16 protein-coding genes and 1 tRNA gene are annotated in these 16264 nt (G+C 70.0%); 9 read left to right on the forward strand and 8 right to left on the reverse strand.

Annotation, left to right across the window (positions count from 1 at the left end; genetic code table 11):
- Positions 1-9: 9 nt before the first annotated feature.
- Positions 10-1392, reverse strand: a complete 1383-nt coding sequence (locus FB471_RS12320; RefSeq protein ID WP_425457055.1) for a hypothetical protein — start codon at positions 1390-1392, stop codon at positions 10-12.
- Positions 1393-1544: 152 nt separating this feature from the next.
- Here FB471_RS12320 and FB471_RS12325 point away from each other — a divergent pair, with 152 nt between their 5' ends.
- The 5 genes from FB471_RS12325 to FB471_RS12345 are packed head-to-tail and all read left to right on the forward strand — an operon-like array spanning position 1545 to position 5053.
- The gene (locus FB471_RS12325; RefSeq protein WP_141997959.1) at positions 1545-2207 is read left to right on the forward strand and encodes a glycosyltransferase family 2 protein; all 663 of its coding nucleotides are present in this window, start codon (positions 1545-1547) and stop codon (positions 2205-2207) included.
- Positions 2204-2890, forward strand: a complete 687-nt coding sequence (locus FB471_RS12330; RefSeq protein ID WP_141997961.1) for a TIGR04282 family arsenosugar biosynthesis glycosyltransferase — start codon at positions 2204-2206, stop codon at positions 2888-2890. The genes FB471_RS12325 and FB471_RS12330 overlap by 4 nt, the downstream gene beginning before the upstream one ends.
- On the forward strand, positions 2887-3528 hold the full coding sequence (locus FB471_RS12335; RefSeq protein ID WP_141997963.1) for a methyltransferase domain-containing protein: 642 nt from the start codon (positions 2887-2889) through the stop codon (positions 3526-3528). The genes FB471_RS12330 and FB471_RS12335 overlap by 4 nt, the downstream gene beginning before the upstream one ends.
- Positions 3525-4637 carry a molybdopterin-dependent oxidoreductase gene (locus FB471_RS12340; protein WP_141997965.1) on the forward strand — a complete coding sequence of 371 codons (1113 nt, stop codon included), beginning with the start codon at positions 3525-3527 and terminating at the stop codon, positions 4635-4637. Before FB471_RS12335 ends, FB471_RS12340 begins: the two co-directional genes overlap by 4 nt.
- Positions 4634-5053 (forward strand): hypothetical protein, encoded by a 420-nt coding sequence (locus FB471_RS12345; protein ID WP_246076368.1) that lies wholly within the window; start codon positions 4634-4636, stop codon positions 5051-5053. The genes FB471_RS12340 and FB471_RS12345 overlap by 4 nt, the downstream gene beginning before the upstream one ends.
- A gap of 89 nt (positions 5054-5142) precedes the next feature.
- On the opposite strand, the gene FB471_RS12350 is transcribed toward FB471_RS12345, so the two are convergent.
- The 7 genes from FB471_RS12350 to FB471_RS12380 form a co-directional block, all read right to left on the reverse strand.
- Positions 5143-6633 carry a S1C family serine protease gene (locus FB471_RS12350; RefSeq protein WP_141997967.1) on the reverse strand — a complete coding sequence of 497 codons (1491 nt, stop codon included), beginning with the start codon at positions 6631-6633 and terminating at the stop codon, positions 5143-5145.
- Between the two features lie 68 nt (positions 6634-6701).
- A complete protein-coding gene (gene galT / locus FB471_RS12355; protein WP_141997969.1) occupies positions 6702-7787 on the reverse strand; it encodes a galactose-1-phosphate uridylyltransferase in 1086 nt (361 codons plus the stop codon).
- The gene (locus FB471_RS12360; RefSeq protein WP_141997971.1) at positions 7784-8572 is read right to left on the reverse strand and encodes a DeoR/GlpR family DNA-binding transcription regulator; all 789 of its coding nucleotides are present in this window, start codon (positions 8570-8572) and stop codon (positions 7784-7786) included. The genes galT and FB471_RS12360 overlap by 4 nt, the downstream gene beginning before the upstream one ends.
- A 325-nt stretch (positions 8573-8897) precedes the next feature.
- Positions 8898-10289 (reverse strand): sensor histidine kinase, encoded by a 1392-nt coding sequence (locus FB471_RS12365; protein WP_141997973.1) that lies wholly within the window; start codon positions 10287-10289, stop codon positions 8898-8900.
- Positions 10286-10978, reverse strand: coding sequence for a response regulator transcription factor (locus tag FB471_RS12370; protein WP_141997975.1), 693 nt, complete (start codon positions 10976-10978; stop codon positions 10286-10288). The genes FB471_RS12365 and FB471_RS12370 overlap by 4 nt, the downstream gene beginning before the upstream one ends.
- Positions 10979-11030: 52 nt before the next feature.
- Complete coding sequence (locus FB471_RS12375) at positions 11031-11642, reverse strand: trimeric intracellular cation channel family protein (protein WP_141997977.1); 612 nt, start codon at positions 11640-11642, stop codon at positions 11031-11033.
- A gap of 15 nt (positions 11643-11657) precedes the next feature.
- Entirely contained in the window at positions 11658-12308 is a 651-nt protein-coding gene (locus FB471_RS12380; protein WP_141997979.1) for a response regulator, read from the reverse strand.
- Positions 12309-12471: 163 nt separating this feature from the next.
- Here FB471_RS12380 and FB471_RS12385 point away from each other — a divergent pair.
- The 4 genes from FB471_RS12385 to FB471_RS12400 all read left to right on the forward strand — a co-directional run bounded on the left by FB471_RS12385 (position 12472) and on the right by FB471_RS12400 (position 15846).
- Positions 12472-12544: transfer RNA gene (locus FB471_RS12385), tRNA-Arg, on the forward strand.
- Between the two features lie 858 nt (positions 12545-13402).
- Entirely contained in the window at positions 13403-14119 is a 717-nt protein-coding gene (locus FB471_RS12390; protein ID WP_141997981.1) for an HAD family hydrolase, read from the forward strand.
- 53 nt (positions 14120-14172) lie between these two features.
- A complete protein-coding gene (locus FB471_RS12395; protein ID WP_141997983.1) occupies positions 14173-14808 on the forward strand; it encodes an undecaprenyl diphosphate synthase family protein in 636 nt (211 codons plus the stop codon).
- Between the two features lie 198 nt (positions 14809-15006).
- A complete protein-coding gene (locus FB471_RS12400) occupies positions 15007-15846 on the forward strand; it encodes an SDR family oxidoreductase (protein ID WP_141997416.1) in 840 nt (279 codons plus the stop codon).
- Positions 15847-16264 lie beyond the last annotated feature (418 nt).

Here is a 16264-nt window from a genome sequence, read left to right on the forward strand (position 1 = left end):
CACCCGTCCTCACCAGATCGTCAGCACCAGATGGTTCACCACCAGCGCGAGCGCCGCCTGCCCGGCCAGCCACCACCGCCGCGTGCCCCGGGGCAGCAGGGCCGTGGCGGGCAGCAACCACACGGCGAACGGTAACCAGATCCGCTCCACCTCCGCCTTGGACAACCCGGAAAGATCCGCGAACCCGATGGCCAGCAGCGCCGCGGCGACGACCAGCAACACCGCGTCCCGGCGCGACGACCGGGCGGCGAGGCCGCCGGTGAGGCGCCGTACCCCGGCCACCGCCGCCGGGCCCACCACGAGGACCAGGCAGGCGAGGTTGGCCCACACCCAGTACGAGTATGGCCGCTTGGCACCGATGCCCTGGTAGTAACGCTCGACCACCAGGTGGTAACCATCCAACCACCAGAACCCCGCCACGGCGAACACGCCGACCACCACGCCCGCACCGAGTATCGCCAGCAGCGGGGCTCGCAGGCTCCGGCCCGCCACCACGACGGCGAGCGCGACCAGCCCGAGTAACAGCAGCCCGTAGGAAAGGAAGATCCCGAAACCCAGCACCACGCCCGCGGCCACCGCGAGCACGGTGGTGAACCGGCCGCCTTCGGTGCGGCCCCGGCAGGCGCGGGCCAACAGCGCCAGCCCGGTCGCGGTGACACCGGCGAACAGCCCGTCAGCGGACACCCCGACCCAGATCGCACCGGGGAACAGCACGACGAACGGCAGGCTCGCCCGCGCCGCATCGGCCCGACCGAGCGCGGCCATGGTGACCGGCACGGCCACCGCCACCAGGCACCCGACCAGCACGCAGGCCGTGGCGGCCCACACCCCACCGGAGAGGCCGAGCCGGTCCAGCCACACGAACACCAGGGTGGCGCCCGGCGGGTGCCCGGCGACATGCGTGGTCCAGGAGTCCGGCCGGCCGGCGAGGATCCGGTCGGCGAACCCGCTGAGCATGGCCGGGATGTCCACGATCCCCGGCACCTCGTGCAGGTACTCGTACTGGTTGGTCAGCCGGTCGGCGAACCCGCGGGACCAACCGTCCACCATGGCAAGGCCGAAGGTCCAGCACAACGCGGTCAGGTAACCCAGCGCCAGCAGCGGGCGCCAGCGCAGTCGCGCGGCCAGCGCGGGGCCGTAGCCGATCACCGCGAACGCGGTGAGCACGGCGAGCACCGAACCGGGCCCGATATGCGGCAGCCATCCGCCGTACAGCGGGGGCGCGAAGGCCCAGATGACCACGCCCGAACCGGGCCGGTTGTGGTACACACCGACCGCGACCGCCACGCCGACCAGAACCAGCGCCACGCCGGCCGCGATCAGGTCGCCGAGCGCGGCACGCCGGTTCCCCGCCGAACCGGTGGCGGGGCCGGCGGCAGCAGAGTCTCGCACCGCCGCACGATAACCGTGCCGGTGCGGGACACCAAGCCGGGACCGGCGGGCGTCAGCACTTGGTAAGAACTATGTCGCCCGCTCGGATACGTCAGAAATCGGTAAGCATGGCAATGCTTCCGGACCGTCCACGGTGGATCTAGCGTGAATGGGTGAGCACAGACCACGTTGATGTCGTCCTACCGTGCCTGAACGAGGCCGGCGCGCTGCCCGGCGTCCTCGGCGGCCTGCCGGCCGGATACCACGCGATCGTGGTGGACAACGGATCCACCGATGGCTCCGCGGAGGTCGCCGCGGGACTCGGCGCGCGGGTGGTGCGCGAACCCCGTCCCGGCTACGGCGCCGCCGTACACACCGGCCTGGAGGCCGCCACCTCGGAGGTGGTGTGTTTCGTGGACGCGGACGGCTCGCTCGACCCCGGTGAGCTGCCGCGGCTGGTGGCCGCGGTCGCCCGCGGCGAGGCCGAGCTGGCCGTGGGCCGCAGGATGCCGGTGGCCGCGCGGGTGTGGCCGTGGCACGCGCGTGCGGGGAACCTGCTGCTGGCCGGCCTGCTGCGGCGCAGGGGGCTACCGGTGCACGACATCGCGCCGATGCGCGCCGTCGGCCGCACCGCCCTGCTGGAACTCGGTGTGCTGGATCGCGCGTTCGGGTATCCGCTGGAGATGCTGATCAGGGCGGCCCGCGCGGGCTGGCGGGTACGCGAGTTCGACGTGGCCTACCGGGAGCGGGCGAAGGGGACCACCTCCAAGGTCTCCGGGTCCGTCCGTGGCACCGCGCGGGCGGTGCGGGACATGAGCCGGGTGCTGGCCCGATGACCGCCGGATTCTGCCTGCTCGTGGTGGCCAAGGCCCCGGTGCCCGGGCTGGCCAAGACCCGGCTGTGCCCGCCTGCCACCCCGCGGGAAGCGGCCGAGCTCGCGGCGGCCTCGCTGCTCGACACCCTGGAAGCGGTGCTGGCCGTGCCGGGCGCCGTGCCGGTGGTGGCGCTCACCGGCGAGCTGGGTGCGGCGGCAAGGGCCGCCGAGTTGGACGACATGCTGCGGCGATGCACCACGCTCCGGCAGCGTGGCACGGACTTCGCCAGCAGGCTGGCACACGCGCACGTCGATACCGCCGCACTGCGCCCGGGCCATCCGGTACTGCAGATCGGGATGGACACCCCGCAGGTCACCCCCGGGCTGCTGAGCTCGGTGGCCGCGCCGCTGCGGGATGGGGGCACCCCGGACGCGGTACTCGCCCCGGCGACCGATGGCGGCTGGTGGGCCCTCGGACTGCGGCGACCTGCCGACGCACCGGCACTCGCCGGGGTACCGATGTCCCGCGCGGACACCGGCGTGCTGACCGCGGCCGCCCTGCGCGCGGCGGGACTACAGGTCGCCACCGGCCCCATGTTGTCCGATGTGGACACCATGGCGGATGCCGAGCGGGTCGTGGCAACGGCGGGCGGCCGGTTCGCCGAGGCGCTGGCCACGTTGCACGAACGGATCGCGGTGCCATGATCGCGCCGGCCACCAGGGGAGGCGAGTTCGACCGGGCGCTGCTCGGCGACCCGTGCTGGCTGGAGCTGGTCACCGGCGAATGCGTGACGCTTCCGGTGCACCGCTGGCGGCGACCGCCCGCGGCCGGGGACGAGTTGCTGCTCGCCAGGTGCACCGGTCCGACGCTGGACGTCGGCTGCGGCCCGGGCAGGCTGGCGGGCGCGCTGGGCGAGCGGGGCGTGCTCGCGCTGGGGATCGACACCTCGGCCACCGCGGTCGCGCTGGCCCGGCGACGCGGTGGGGTCGCCATGCGGCGGGACGTGTTCGGCCCGCTGCCGGCGGAAGGGCGATGGCAACATGTGCTGCTCGCCGACGGCAATATCGGCATCGGCGGCGACCCGGCCGGGTTGCTGCGCCGCACCGCCGAGTTGCTCGGCGAGGACGGCAGCGCCCTGGTCGAACTCGAGCCGCCGGGTGGCGGGCTGCGGCACGCGAACGTCCGGCTGGGCGGCCGCGCCGCCGCCCGCGGCGACTGGTTCTCCTGGGCCTGGCTGGGCGCGGACGCCATCGCCGCGGTGGCGCGGCGAGCCGGGCTGCGGGTCGGCTGGGCGGCCGCCCACGGGGAGCGCTGGTTCGCGGAGCTGAGGCGACCCCGATGAACCGGTTCCACGGCACGGCGCATTCCGAGCGGGTCGCCGCGCGGGTGGGGATGTGGCTCGGGATCGCGTTCGGGATCTGCTTCGTCACCGGACTGGTCAGTCACGCCGTCCAGCACCCGCCCGCGTGGTTCCTCTGGCCGAGCCGGCCGGTGAACCTCTACCGGGTCACCCAGGGCCTGCACGTCATCTCCGGGATCGCGGCGATCCCGCTGCTGCTGGCGAAGCTGTGGAGCGTCTACCCCAAGCTGTTCGAACGGCCGGTGGTGCGGTCACTGCCACACGCGGTCGAGCGGGCGTCGATCCTGGTGCTGTCCGGGGCCGCGTTCTTCCAGCTGGTCACCGGTCTGTTCAACGTGGCGCAGAACTACCCGTGGACCTTCTTCTTCCCGGCCGTGCACTACGCCCTCGCCTGGGTCGCGGCCGGGTCGATCCTGGTGCATCTGGCGGTCAAGCTGCCGGTCATCCGCAGGGCGCTGAGCAGGGACACCACCGGTGAGGACACCGAACACGGCCGGGCGGGGTTGTCCAGGCGCGGTTTCCTGCGCACCACGTGGCTGGCCACCGGGTCGGCGGTGCTGGCGACGGCGGGCGCGACCGTGCCGCTGTTGCGCGACGTCTCGGTGCTGTCCTGGCGCACGAGCAACGGCTCGCAGGGGGTGCCGGTCAACCGCACGGCCGTGTCCGCCGGGGTCATCGAGGCCGCGCGGGCGGAGGGCTGGCGGCTGGAAGTGGTCGCCGGGGACCGGACCCGCCGGTTCTCCCTTGCCGAGCTCGGCGCGCTCCCGCAGACCACGGCCGAGTTGCCGATCGCCTGTGTTGAGGGCTGGAGCCAGTCCGCGACCTGGACCGGCGTGGCCGTCACCGACCTGCTGCGCGCGGTCGGGGTCGAGCCGGGCGCGGAGCTGGCGGTCAGCTCGCTGGAGCGGTCCGGGCTGTGGGCGCGCAGCACGGTGCCCGGGGAGCACACGACCGATCCGCTGACCCTGCTCGCGCTGCGGCTGAACGGGGAGGTGCTGAACCTCGATCACGGCTACCCGTGCCGGATCATCGCGCCGAACCGGCCCGGGGTGCTGCAGACGAAGTGGGTCGGCAGGCTGGAGGTGCGGTGAGGGAAGGTGCGGTGCGGGTCGCGCTGGCGGCGGCCGGGCTGGCGATGCTGGCCTGGGGTGCGGTGCTGGTCGGCGAGCTCGCGCTGCCGGTGGGGCCGCACACCCTGCGCCTGCTGGCCTGGCTGGTGGGCGGGCCGCTGGTGCACGACCTGCTGGTGGCCCCGGTCGTCGGGGCGGCCGGGCTGGCATTGAGCCGGTTCGCCGGGCCGGCGTGGCGGGCCCCGCTGACCGCCGCCGCGACGGTCAGCGGGGTGCTGGCGCTGCTGTCGGTGCCGTTGCTGTGGCGGCGTTACGGTGCCCCGCCGAGCCCCGGGCTGCACGACGGGGACACCGGCACCGGTCTGCTCATCGCGCTCGCCCTCATCTGGACCGTGGCCCTGCTCTTCGGCACCACTCGCCACCTGCGCCGGAAATGAGTGCATGAGCGGCCCACCGGCGTCACCGGTGGGCCGCTCATGCACTGGGGTTGGTCTCGGCCGCTCGCGGCGGCCGAGCGTGGGTGGGGTCAGTTCACCGGGACGTCCTGGCCGCCGAGGGTGACCTCGACCGTGCTGTTGTCCGCGAGGGTGAAGGTGACCTTCTCGCCGGGCGCCCTGGTGCGCACCGCCGCGACCAGGGTGTTGGCGTCCTCGATGGTCCGGTCGCCCATCTTGGTGATCACGTCGCCCGTCTTCAGACCGGCCCCCTCCGCGGGGCTGCCCGGGGTGATCTCGGCGAGCAGCGCGCCACCGGAGGGGCTGTCCTTCACCCCGGCACCGATGTAGGTCTGCTTGGCCGTGCCGGTGTCCATGATCTGCTCCGCGGTGCGGCGCGCCTGGTCGATCGGGATCGCGAAGCCGATACCGACGTTGCCGCCCTCGGACCGCTGCCCCGGCAGCCCACCGGAGCCGGACTGCGGGCTGTAGATCGCCGAGTTGATGCCGATGACCTGGCCCGCCATGTTCACCAGCGGCCCGCCCGAGTTACCGGGGTTGATCGCGGCATCGGTCTGGATGGCGTCCATCACCGTGGTCTGGTCGCCGGGCCCGCCGCCCGCGCTCACCGGCCGGTGCAGCGCACTGACGATCCCCGAGGTGACGGTGCCTGCCAGCTCGAACGGAGAGCCGATCGCCACCACGCCCTCGCCGACCCGCAGGTCGTCCGAGCGCCCGATCTCCACCGGGGTCAGGCCGCTCACGCCCTCCGCCTTGACCACGGCGATATCGGTGGTGGGATCCCTGCCGACGACGGTGGCCTTCGCCTGGTCCCCGTTCTGGAAGACGGCCTGGATCTCGCCGCCCGCCGCGGCGACCTCCACGACATGGTTGTTGGTCAGGATGTAGCCGTCCTGGCTGAGCACGAAACCGGAACCCTCGCCCTGGCCGGCCCGGCCAGTGACGCGCAGCTGCACCACACTCGGCAGCACCTTCTGCGCCACCGCCTCGACGCTGCCGTCCGGGGCGTTCGCGGTGCGCTTGGCGGGCGGTTGCCGGTCCAGCGCGGTCACCGAGGAGCCGCCGCCGTTGTTGTCGGCGACAAGGTAACCGGCGATGCCGCCCGCGCCGCCACCGAGCAGCAGCGCCAGCACGGCGACCCCGGCGACGATCTTGCCGGCGCCACCCGACTGCCGCCGCTTGGCGTCCGGCGGGGTCGGGAAGATCGCGGTGGAGGGGCTGCCGTACGGCCCGTGCTGGCCGGGCTGCACCGGCTGCCCTGGTTGGCCCGGCTGCGCGTAGGGGTTGTACCCGTGCTGCGCAGGCTGTTCCGGCGCGGCGTGGGTCCCGCCGTAGCCCGCGCCCATGCCGTAGCCCGCGCCGCCGGCACCCGGCTCCGGCGGCGAGTGCTCCGCGCCGGAGCCGGGCGTCTCCCCCGGCTGCTGCGATCCTGGCCGCGCACCCTGCGCAGACCACGGGCTGGGGGCGGACTGCGCGGGCCAACCGCCGTGCTCCGGCGTGCCCGGGTCCGGCTTGCCCTGATGTCCCTGGGGGTCCTGAGCTGTGGGGTCGTTCTCGGTCATGTCCTCACCATGCGCCTCGGTCCTGAGAGCTTGCTGAGTCGAACCTGTGGTTACGACATGAGTGTGGGTCAGGCCGACCAGGCGGATCTCAGCTTAGCGGCGATCTGCTCCGGAGTCGCGTCGTTCACCCACACCGCCATACCGGACTCCGAACCCGCAAGATACTTGAGTTTGTCCGGCGCGCGCAGCACGGAGAACAGTTCCAGGTGCAGCCAGCACAGCTCCCGGTCCCGGTGCACGGGCGCCTGGTGCCAGGCGGCGACGTAGGGCAGCGGGCGCCCGTAGAGGGCGTCGCAGGAGCGCAGCACCCGCAGGTACACCTCGGCGAAGTCGTCCCGCTCGGCCGCGGTCAGCGCGGCGATGTCCGGGACCTGCCGGTGCGGAACCACCCGCACCTGCACCGGCCAGCGCGCGGCGGGTGGCACGAAGGCGGTCCAGTGCTCGCCACGGGCCAGCAGCCGCGCGCCGGACCGGCGCTCGGCGGCGAGCACATCCCCGAGCGGGTGGCTGCCGTACTCGGCGAGATGCGCGCGGGCGACCTCGATCATGCGCTCGGTACGCGGGGTCACGAAGGGGTAGGCGTAGATCTGCCCGTGCGGGTGGTGCAGGGTGACGCCGATTTCCTCGCCCCGGTTCTCGAAAGGGAAAACCTGCCGCACACCATCCACTGTAGACAGATATTCGGTACGGTCGGCCCAGGCGTCCACGACCGTGCGCACGCGCCGCGGGCTCAGCTCGGCGAACGAACGATCGTGGTCGCTGGTGAAGCACACCACCTCGCACCGGCCACGCCCCGGCGCGACCGGAACCACCCCCAAACCGTCCACAGTGGTCTGACCCTCGGGAACTCCGGCCGAGAAGGAGGGGAAGCGGTTCTCGAAGACCGCGACGTCGTAGTCGGCCTCGGGGATCTCGCTCGGATGCCCCGGCTTGGTCGGGCACAGTGGGCACAGGTCGGCAGGCGGCTTGTAGGTCCGGCTCTGCCGGTGCGCCGCCATGGCGACCCACTCGCGGGTGAGCGGATCGAGCCGGATCTCCGACGCGGCGACCACCGGCGGCAGGTCCCTGCCGTCCACCGCGTCCCGCGGCACCGGCCGCTCATCGAAGTAGATGATCTCGCGGCCGTCCGCGAGGTTCCGGGCGATCCTGTTCACTCGCCATCCCCCGGAACGGTGGCGATCATCAGCTCGCCGATGTGCTCGGAAAGGGCCTCCCTGGCGTGCGTCGGCAACCCGTCGTCGGTGACCACGACATGTGCCTCTTCGAAGTCGGCGATGGTCGAGATGCCCACCGTTCCCCATTTGGTGTGGTCGGCGAGCACGACCAGCCTGCGGCCGGCTTCGACCAGGGCCCGGTTGGTCTCGCTCTCGGTCAGGTTGGGCGTGGTGAACCCGGGACCGTCCGCCATCCCGTGCACCCCGAGGAACACCAGGTCCAGGTGCAGGGTGCGCAGGCTGTTCACCGCGACCGGGCCGACCAGCGCGTCCGACGGGGTACGCACGCCGCCGGTCAGCACCACGGTGCGATCGGGCTGGTTTGAGCCGCGCAGCACGTCGGCGACCTGGATCGAGTTGGTCACGATGGTCAGGCCGGGGACCGCGTCCAGCGCGCGAGCCAGCGCCCAGGTGGTGGTGCCCGCGGACAGCCCGATCGCGGTTCCCGGCCGGACCAGCCCGGCGGCCACGGCGGCGATGGCCTCCTTCTGCACGCGCTGCCGCACCGACTTCGCCTCGAACCCGGGCTCGTCGGTGCTCTTGCCGACCACCGAGGTCGCCCCGCCGTAGACCTTCTCGACCAGTCCCCTGCTGGCCAACACGTCAAGGTCACGGCGCACGGTCATATCCGAAACGCCCAACCTGCCAACGAGGTCGCTGACCCGGACCGCACCGGTCCGTCGCGCCTCCTCGAGAATCACCGCTTGCCGCTGCCGCGCCAGCACCGTCAACTCCGTCCCACACCTGAACGTCAACTACACAAAATCCTACATGACCAAACATCTGACGGGTCAGGTGTCGCATGTGTTTACTTCAATAGTCGGGCTGTCCAGGTCCGTAACATGTGTCACCGATACTGTGAGCTGCAACGACCTCCCGCCCGTCACCCACCGCCACCCCCATCGGTGGCGGTGACCATGGGCCTGGCGGCCCCGCGGTCGCTGGGTCGTTCTGGACAACCCTCCCTCTCGGAACAAGGAGCAGGGGCCTCACTGTCGTGTCTAGCCCGCGCGCACTGACAAATCGTGACGGTGGAACAACGAACCGGGGTCAGCCGGGGATACCGGGGAGCCGGATCGTCATCAGTGCGCCGCCTTCCGGTGCCCGGCCCGCGTACACCGAACCGCCGTGCCGTTCCGCGGTCTGCTTGACGATCGCCAGGCCAAGGCCGGAGCCGGGCAGGGTGCGTGCCTCGGAGGACCGGTAGAAGCGCTCGAACACCTTGGGCAGGTCGTCCTCGGCGATACCCGGGCCGGCGTCGGCGATCTCCAGCACGGCGGTGCCGTCGCCGAGCGGCCGCAGCCGGACCAGCACCGCGGAGTCCCCCGGCGCGAACTTCACGGCGTTGTCCAGCAGGTTCAGCACCGCGCGCTCGAGTGCCCCGGAGTGCCCGCTGACCACCCACGGCTGCAGGGACACGTCGAACTCGATCTCGCCGGCCCGCCGCCGGGCACGGTCCAGCGCCCGCTCCACCACCTCGACCAGCTCGACCCGCTCGAACTCGGTACGCGACTCGTCCTGCCGCGCCAGTTCCACCAGGTCACCGATCAGCTGGGTCAACTCGTCCAGCTGCGCGCGGATATCGGCCTCGATCTCCGCCCGGTCCTGCTCGGACAGTTGCCCCTGCGGCGAGCGTTGCGCGGCCAGCAGCAGCTCCAGGTTGGTGCGCAGCGAGGTCAGTGGCGTGCGTAGCTCGTGCCCGGCGTCGGCGACCAGTTGCCGCTGCCGCTCCTGGGACTCGGCGACCGCGGCCAGCATCGTGTTGAAGCTGTGCGTGAGTCTGGCCAGCTCGTCGTCCCCGCTGACCGGGATCGGCCGCAGGTCCGCGGTGCGCGCCACCCGCTCGGTGGCCGAGGTCAGCCGCTCCACCGGGTGCAGCCCGGCGCGGGCCACCGCCGTGCCGGCCAGGGCGGCCACGATGATTCCCGCGCCGCTGATCAGGATCAGCACCAACGACAGCTCACCCAACGTGTGCTTGGTCGGGGCGAGCGACTGGGCGAGCACCATGGCCTGGCCCGGCCCCGAGGACAGGGCGATCACCCTGGTGTTGGTCGCGGTGTCCGTGCGCAGCGAGTAGTGCGAGGTACCCTGCGCGACCGCGAGCTCCTTCGGTCCGGAGGCGGGTTTGCGACCCTCGCTGGGCGCGATCATCTGGTTGTCCGCGTACAGCAGCCCGATCTGGATATCGGTGCTGGTCAGGAACGCACCGGGGATGGTCTCCAGCCGGTTGCGCACCAGCGGCACCTCGACCGCGGAGGAGGCCCGCTCGATCAGCGTCTCGTCCAGCTGCTCGTACAGGTTGTCCCGCACGGTGAGGTACGCGCCGAGCGAGACCAGGCCCACGGCACCCGCCACGCAGATCGCCGCGAGCAGGGTGACCCGCGAGCGCAACGAGAACCGGCGACCACCCGTGCCGCGGCCGGTGTCGTCCTCCGCCGTCACGGTGGCGTGTCCCTGAGCACGTAGCCGACACCGCGCACGGTGTGGATCAGCCGCGGCTCCCCCTCGGCCTCGGTCTTGCGCCGCAGGTAACCGACGTACACTTCGAGCGCGTTGCCCGAGGTCGGGAAGTCGTAACCCCAGACCTCCTCCAGGATCCGGCTCCTGGTCAGCACGTGCTTGGGGTAGGTGAGGAACAGCTCGAGCAGGGCGAACTCGGTACGGGTGAGGCTGATCGCCCGCTCGCCCCTGCGCACCTCCCTGGTACCGGGGTCCAGGGTCAGGTCGCCGAAGCTCAGCGTCTCGACATTTCTTTCCGGTTGGTTCTCGGCGCTGGCCCTGCGCAGCAGGGCGCGCAGGCGAGCCAGCAACTCCTCCAGCGCGAACGGCTTGGGCAGGTAGTCGTCGGCGCCCGCATCCAGCCCGGACACCCGGTCGGACACGGTGTCCCGTGCGGTGAGCACCAGAATCGGCAGGTCGTCCCCGGTGCTGCGCAGCCTGCGCGCCACCTCGAGACCGTCCAGTCTCGGCATCATCACATCCAGCACCATCGCGTCCGGTCGGTTGGCCACGATCGCGTCGAGCGCCTGCGCGCCATCGCTGGCCAGCTCCACCTGGTAACCGTTGAACTCCAGCGAGCGGCGAAGCGACTCGCGAACGGCCCGGTCGTCGTCGACAACGAGAATGCGCATGAACACAGTCTTACCCGCCCGGCTGAGACCGGGCTTAGAGCGCGGGGTGACTTCACTCCCCGGTGCCACGCGCGACCGGAGCGTTCCACCTCCGCCACAGGGCCAGCACCCGCACCCCGACCACCACGCCCGCGGCGGCCAGGGTGACCGGCGCGGTGGGCAGGCCGAGCAGGTGGCCCGCACCGACCAGCGCGGCCCCCGCCAGCGCCGCGAGCGCGTAGATCTCCCTGCGCAGTACCAGCGGAATCTGGCGAAGCAGCACATCGCGCAGGGCTCCGCCGCCGATGCCGGTGGTCATGCCGATCAGGCAGGCGGTGTACACCGGGGCGCCCTCGGCCAGCGCGATCGCCGTACCCGAGGTGGCGAACACGCCGAGGCCGACCGCGTCGGCCAGCAACACCGCCTTGCGCAACCGGGCCATCACCGGGTGGAAGGCGAACACGATCAGCGCCACGGCCGCGCACACCCCCAGATAAGGCCAGGTACGCAGGGTGGTCGGCGGGTGGATGCCGAGCAGGACGTCCCGGATGATCCCGCCGCCGAGTGCGGTGGTCAGGCCGAGCACGACCACGCCGAACACGTCCAGCCGTGCCCCGACCGCCGCCAGCGCGCCGGACGCGGCGAAGGCCGCCAGCCCGATCATCTCCAGCGCGGTGAGCACCATGAGGTCGCAGGATTCTTATTCGATCAAGCCGCCCCGGTAGGCGAGTAGCGCGGCCTGCACCCGGTTCGCGGCGCCGATCTTGGACAGTACCGCCGAGACGTAGCCCTTCACCGTCGCCTCGGACAGGTGCAGCTTGCTGCCGATCTCGGCGTTCGACATGCCCTGCCCGATCAGGCCAACCACCTCGCGCTCCCGCTCGGACAGGGAGGCCAGCAGCTTGCGCGCGGGCTGGGCGGCCCGCTGCTCGTCCCGGTGCACCTGCACCATCCGGGCCGCGACCCCGGGATCGAGCACCGCGCCCCCGCGGGCGAGGTCGCGGATCGCGCGCAGCAATGCGGGCGGGTCGATGTCCTTCAGCAGGAACCCGTTCGCGCCGAGCCGCAGCGCCAGGCTGACGTACTCGTCGATGTCGAAGGTGGTCAGCATCGCCACGTAGGGTGGCTCGGGCAGCGCCTGGATCGCGCGCAACGCCCGGATCCCGTCGTCGGCGGAACGCATCTTGATGTCCAGCAGGGCCACATCCGGGTGGAATCTGCGTGCCGTCTCCACGGCGGATCGGCCGTCATGCGCCTCCCCGACGATGTCGATGTCGTGCGCGCTGGACAACATGGCACGCAGACCCGAGCGGACCAACTCCTCGTCGTCCGCAAACATGACCTTGATCAACGATGCCTCCGGGCGAACGTGTGGCGGGTCACCCCGCGTGCGGTTAACGAAGGCTACCGACTGAGTGGCCGTTAACGAAAACCACACGCGTGGCTCGGCCCACCGACCGGACGGCAGGTCCCCTCGCCGGGGGAGCGCGGCGACCGGTACGCTGACGGCCGCAGCCCGCGTAGCTCAGGGGATAGAGCAACCGCCTCCTAAGCGGTAGGTCGCAGGTTCGAATCCTGCCGCGGGCGCAGTCCAGGCAATGTACGAACCTTTCGCTCCGTAGTCGCGCCTGGCGAGGCGGCCGCGGAACGTTGTTTGGCTGTCGCTGTCCCGTCGCCGGGGATGACGAATGTGCGAGCGGCCGTTCGCGGCTGGTGATGTCTACGCGGTGGACAAACGTCGGCATGACGCTGCGGAGGGCTTCGACGCGGCCAGCGTTGGCACTGGCCTCGATGTCAGCGCGAAGCGCCTCCAGCGGTGACCCATGCCAGCCTGGTGCTCGCTTCGGGTGTCGAGGAGATTCTGCGGGGACGCCAGCGTGACAGTCTTCGGCGACCCGCGCTCGGCGGGCGCATCACCGGCCCATTTGGGTGAGTTGGCGCTTGATGTGCGGGTCGTCGCCGTCGACGTGCAGCCAGCTCTGGATCGCTCGGCCTTTCAGCTCCATCCGGCCGTGCGTTGGTGGTCGCGAGGAGATGGTCGGCGCGTGCGGGATCGACCCGCACCATGATCTCATTCTGCGCGTACAACTCCGTCAGCTATCGCAAGCCGCTCCGCGCGCAACTGTCCGTTCGCGCGCACGAGGTTGCTGCGCCCAGGTGAACGAACCGCGGACAGCCAGTTGCAGATGGTTACTTGGAGTGACGCATTCTAAGTCACATGTGTACTTTTCGCACCCATTCAGGTACTTAAAGTTGTCATTACATGGGGGCGGGTGCAGCATAGAGTTTAGATTTAAAGGTACTGCGTTCCGGAAGGACTGGTAAGGAATACGATCTTCGAGGAGAAGTCCACGGTCCCTTCTCGCAATCTACTGTTGAATTCAATCACGCACTGCGCGCAGGTCTCCAATCTGGAAAATATATACCCAGCTTGGAAGTGTACTCATGAAAGTTGCAGTATTTGATCTGGACGGTACTCTGCTGCCCGGCGCACTGGCTCTCGATCTTGCATACGCGTTCGCCCGACATGTCGACGTCGACATTAATTCGATCACATGTCTGATGTCGGAGTACCAGGATGGCGCGGTCAGCCATGACGAACTGATGGTCCGACTGCACCAGATCTTGCAGAAGACGTTCGCTGGGCTTGCCGTTGAGTATGTAGCTCATCAGGCGGAACTAGTCTGGCGCCAGGCCGCGACTCGTCTGCACCATTATGTATGGCCCGCGCTGGAGTCACTGCGGGGTGCCGGGTATCAGATCTGGTTGATTTCCGGAAGTCCGGCGCAAACGGTTCGGGTCGCTGCCACAGCACTGGGTTTTCACCAGTGGTCCGCCACGGAGTTCGCAGTTTACGACGGCCGATTTACTGGAGAGTTGATCTCCGCTCCGGCACTCGCAGGAGGTAAGTTTGGCGCATTTCACGCACTGCTGCACCGAACCGATGCACGGAAACTTGATACCGAAAAATCAATGGCCGTCGGAAATTCCCCTGCCGACGCCGAGCTCCTCGAAATCGTCGGCAATCCGTTCGCATTCGAACCGGACCGGTACCTGGCGCGAATGGCTCATTACAACAACTGGCCGGTGATCGATCGTATCACGGCTTCTGCGGCCATCAGAGCAATCTCCGCAACCCGCCGCCCAAAGGGTGCTGTCTAGCGGGTCAACCGCCAGAAATGCCTTGAGCATCACGAGATTAAAGGAATGCCGCCATGAACGTATTGCTGGTGCCCGACGGAAGTCGTCGATGGGCACGTAAGCACGACGTCACCGAATGTGAAGGCCGGATGAAATCCGTCAAGGCGATTGCAATGTCGGCGGAGGCGATGCATGTCCGCGGAATTAACAGATTGTATGTCACCATCGCTTCACGTGTAAACCTGGAGCGCCCAGGTAAGAAGGTGCGCAATTTCCTGGAGGCCGGGGCGTCGATCCCTGACATGTGCGGCATCCCGATCAAATTCACTGTGGCCGGCAACCTCTCCCCGGTTCCTCCAGACGTACGGAAACTGTTCGCAGAGAAGGAATCCGAGCACGCCTCGGGGTTCCCAATAACTATCACGGTGGGCTGGAGTCTGCCCGAAGAGATCGTCGACCTCGTCAACCGCTTCCGCGGACACCCACGTCCAGTCACCACCGCCGAGATAGCCAAGGAGTGTGCCGTTCCAGACGCCATCGACCTGTGGATACGTGCCGGAGGAGACATGCGCTTCTCGGGATTCTTCCCTGCACTGTCGCCCTACCTTGAAATCGTGTGCAGAGACGAATACATGCCGGATTTCACGCCGAGCACTGTTGATGAGATCTTCGATGATTTTCATCGAAGAGAGCGCAGGTTCGGAGCATAAAGGGAGGCGTGAACACCATAGCGCAGATCCGCCCGACTCCGTTCGACGTTTTAGTGCACGGCGACCCCGCACATCGCATCGGAGCAATCCTCCATATCGTTGGCCGCGCGCCGGAACCGAACGCGCCTCGCGATCACATCGCCGACCATCTGGACAAACTCCCCGCGCTGCACTGTGTCCTTCGGTCAACGCTGGTTCATGATTGTGGTGACCGGGGCTACCGGGAATGTGGGCCGGCCGTTGACACAGGCGCTGGCCGAGGCGGGCCAGCAGGTGACGGCGGTGTCGCGGCACGCCGCGGCGGTGCCGGACGGCGTCCGCCACGTGGTGGCCGACCTGGCCGAACCGTCCGGCCTCGAGCCCGCGCTGGCAGGGGCGAAGGCGTTGTTCCTACTCCTGCCCGGCGATCTGCACGCCGCCGGAGCCAACCCGGCCGACATCCTCAGCAAGGCCGCGGCCGGCGGGGTGCGTCGGGTCGTCCTGCAGACCTCGCTGGCGGTGGCGACCAGACCCCACGGCCCGACGCGGATCGCGATGCGCGCGCTGGAGGACGTGCTGCGGGAATCCGGCCTGGACTGGGCCATCCTGCGGCCGGGTGGCTTCGCCTCCAACGCCCTGTGGTGGGCCGAATCCGTCCGCACGCGCCGGGTCGTCGCCGCGCCCTTCGGCGACATCGGGGTGCCCATCATCGACCCGGCGGACATCGCCGAGGTCGCCGCGGCCTGCCTGCTGGACGACCGGCACGCCGGCGGCGTGTACGAGCTGACCGGACCGGAGGTCATCACCCCGCGCCAGCAGGCGGAGGCCATTGCCGCCGCGCTGGGCTCGCCGGTACGGTTCCACGACCTCACCCGCGACGAGGCCAAGACCAGCATGACCCAGAGCATGCCGGCCGAGCTCGCCGACGACACCCTGGACATCCTCAGCTCCCCGAGCCCGGCCGAACTGCGCGTCAGCCCGGACGTCCAGCGGGTCCTCGGCCGCGCCCCGCGCCCCTTCGCCGACTGGGCCGCCCACAACATCGCCGCATTCCACTGAGACCGATCAGCGCCTCCGAAACTGCTCGGCGTACTCGCCGATCCACCGCCGATTAGCCGAAGAACCTGATCCGACGTTGACGATGGCGCTATGGCTCGGAACTGACACTCACCACCGACCGCCCTGCCAACGCGGGCGGGGCCCCGAACACCGACACGGGCCCCCGCCCGCAGTCACCGAACATCGCAACCGGACCGCGTCACAAACGAAGGCCGCCGAAACCTGTGCACGAAACATCCGCTCATCGGCAGAAGAGAACGTCAGCACCGGCCAGCGAAGCGCGGTTCAAACAACCGGAAAACGACTGGCACTACCCTCCGTTACCGGCCACCGTGTTTCGCCGGGAGCCGGTACGGCGCATCTTCGCATGTGCTGACTCGACAGCCACCGACAAGCCGCTGACCAGCAGGTTCAGGTT

Source organism: Amycolatopsis cihanbeyliensis, from assembly GCF_006715045.1.
In the GTDB taxonomy this organism is placed as follows: Bacteria; Actinomycetota; Actinomycetes; order Mycobacteriales; family Pseudonocardiaceae; genus Amycolatopsis; species Amycolatopsis cihanbeyliensis.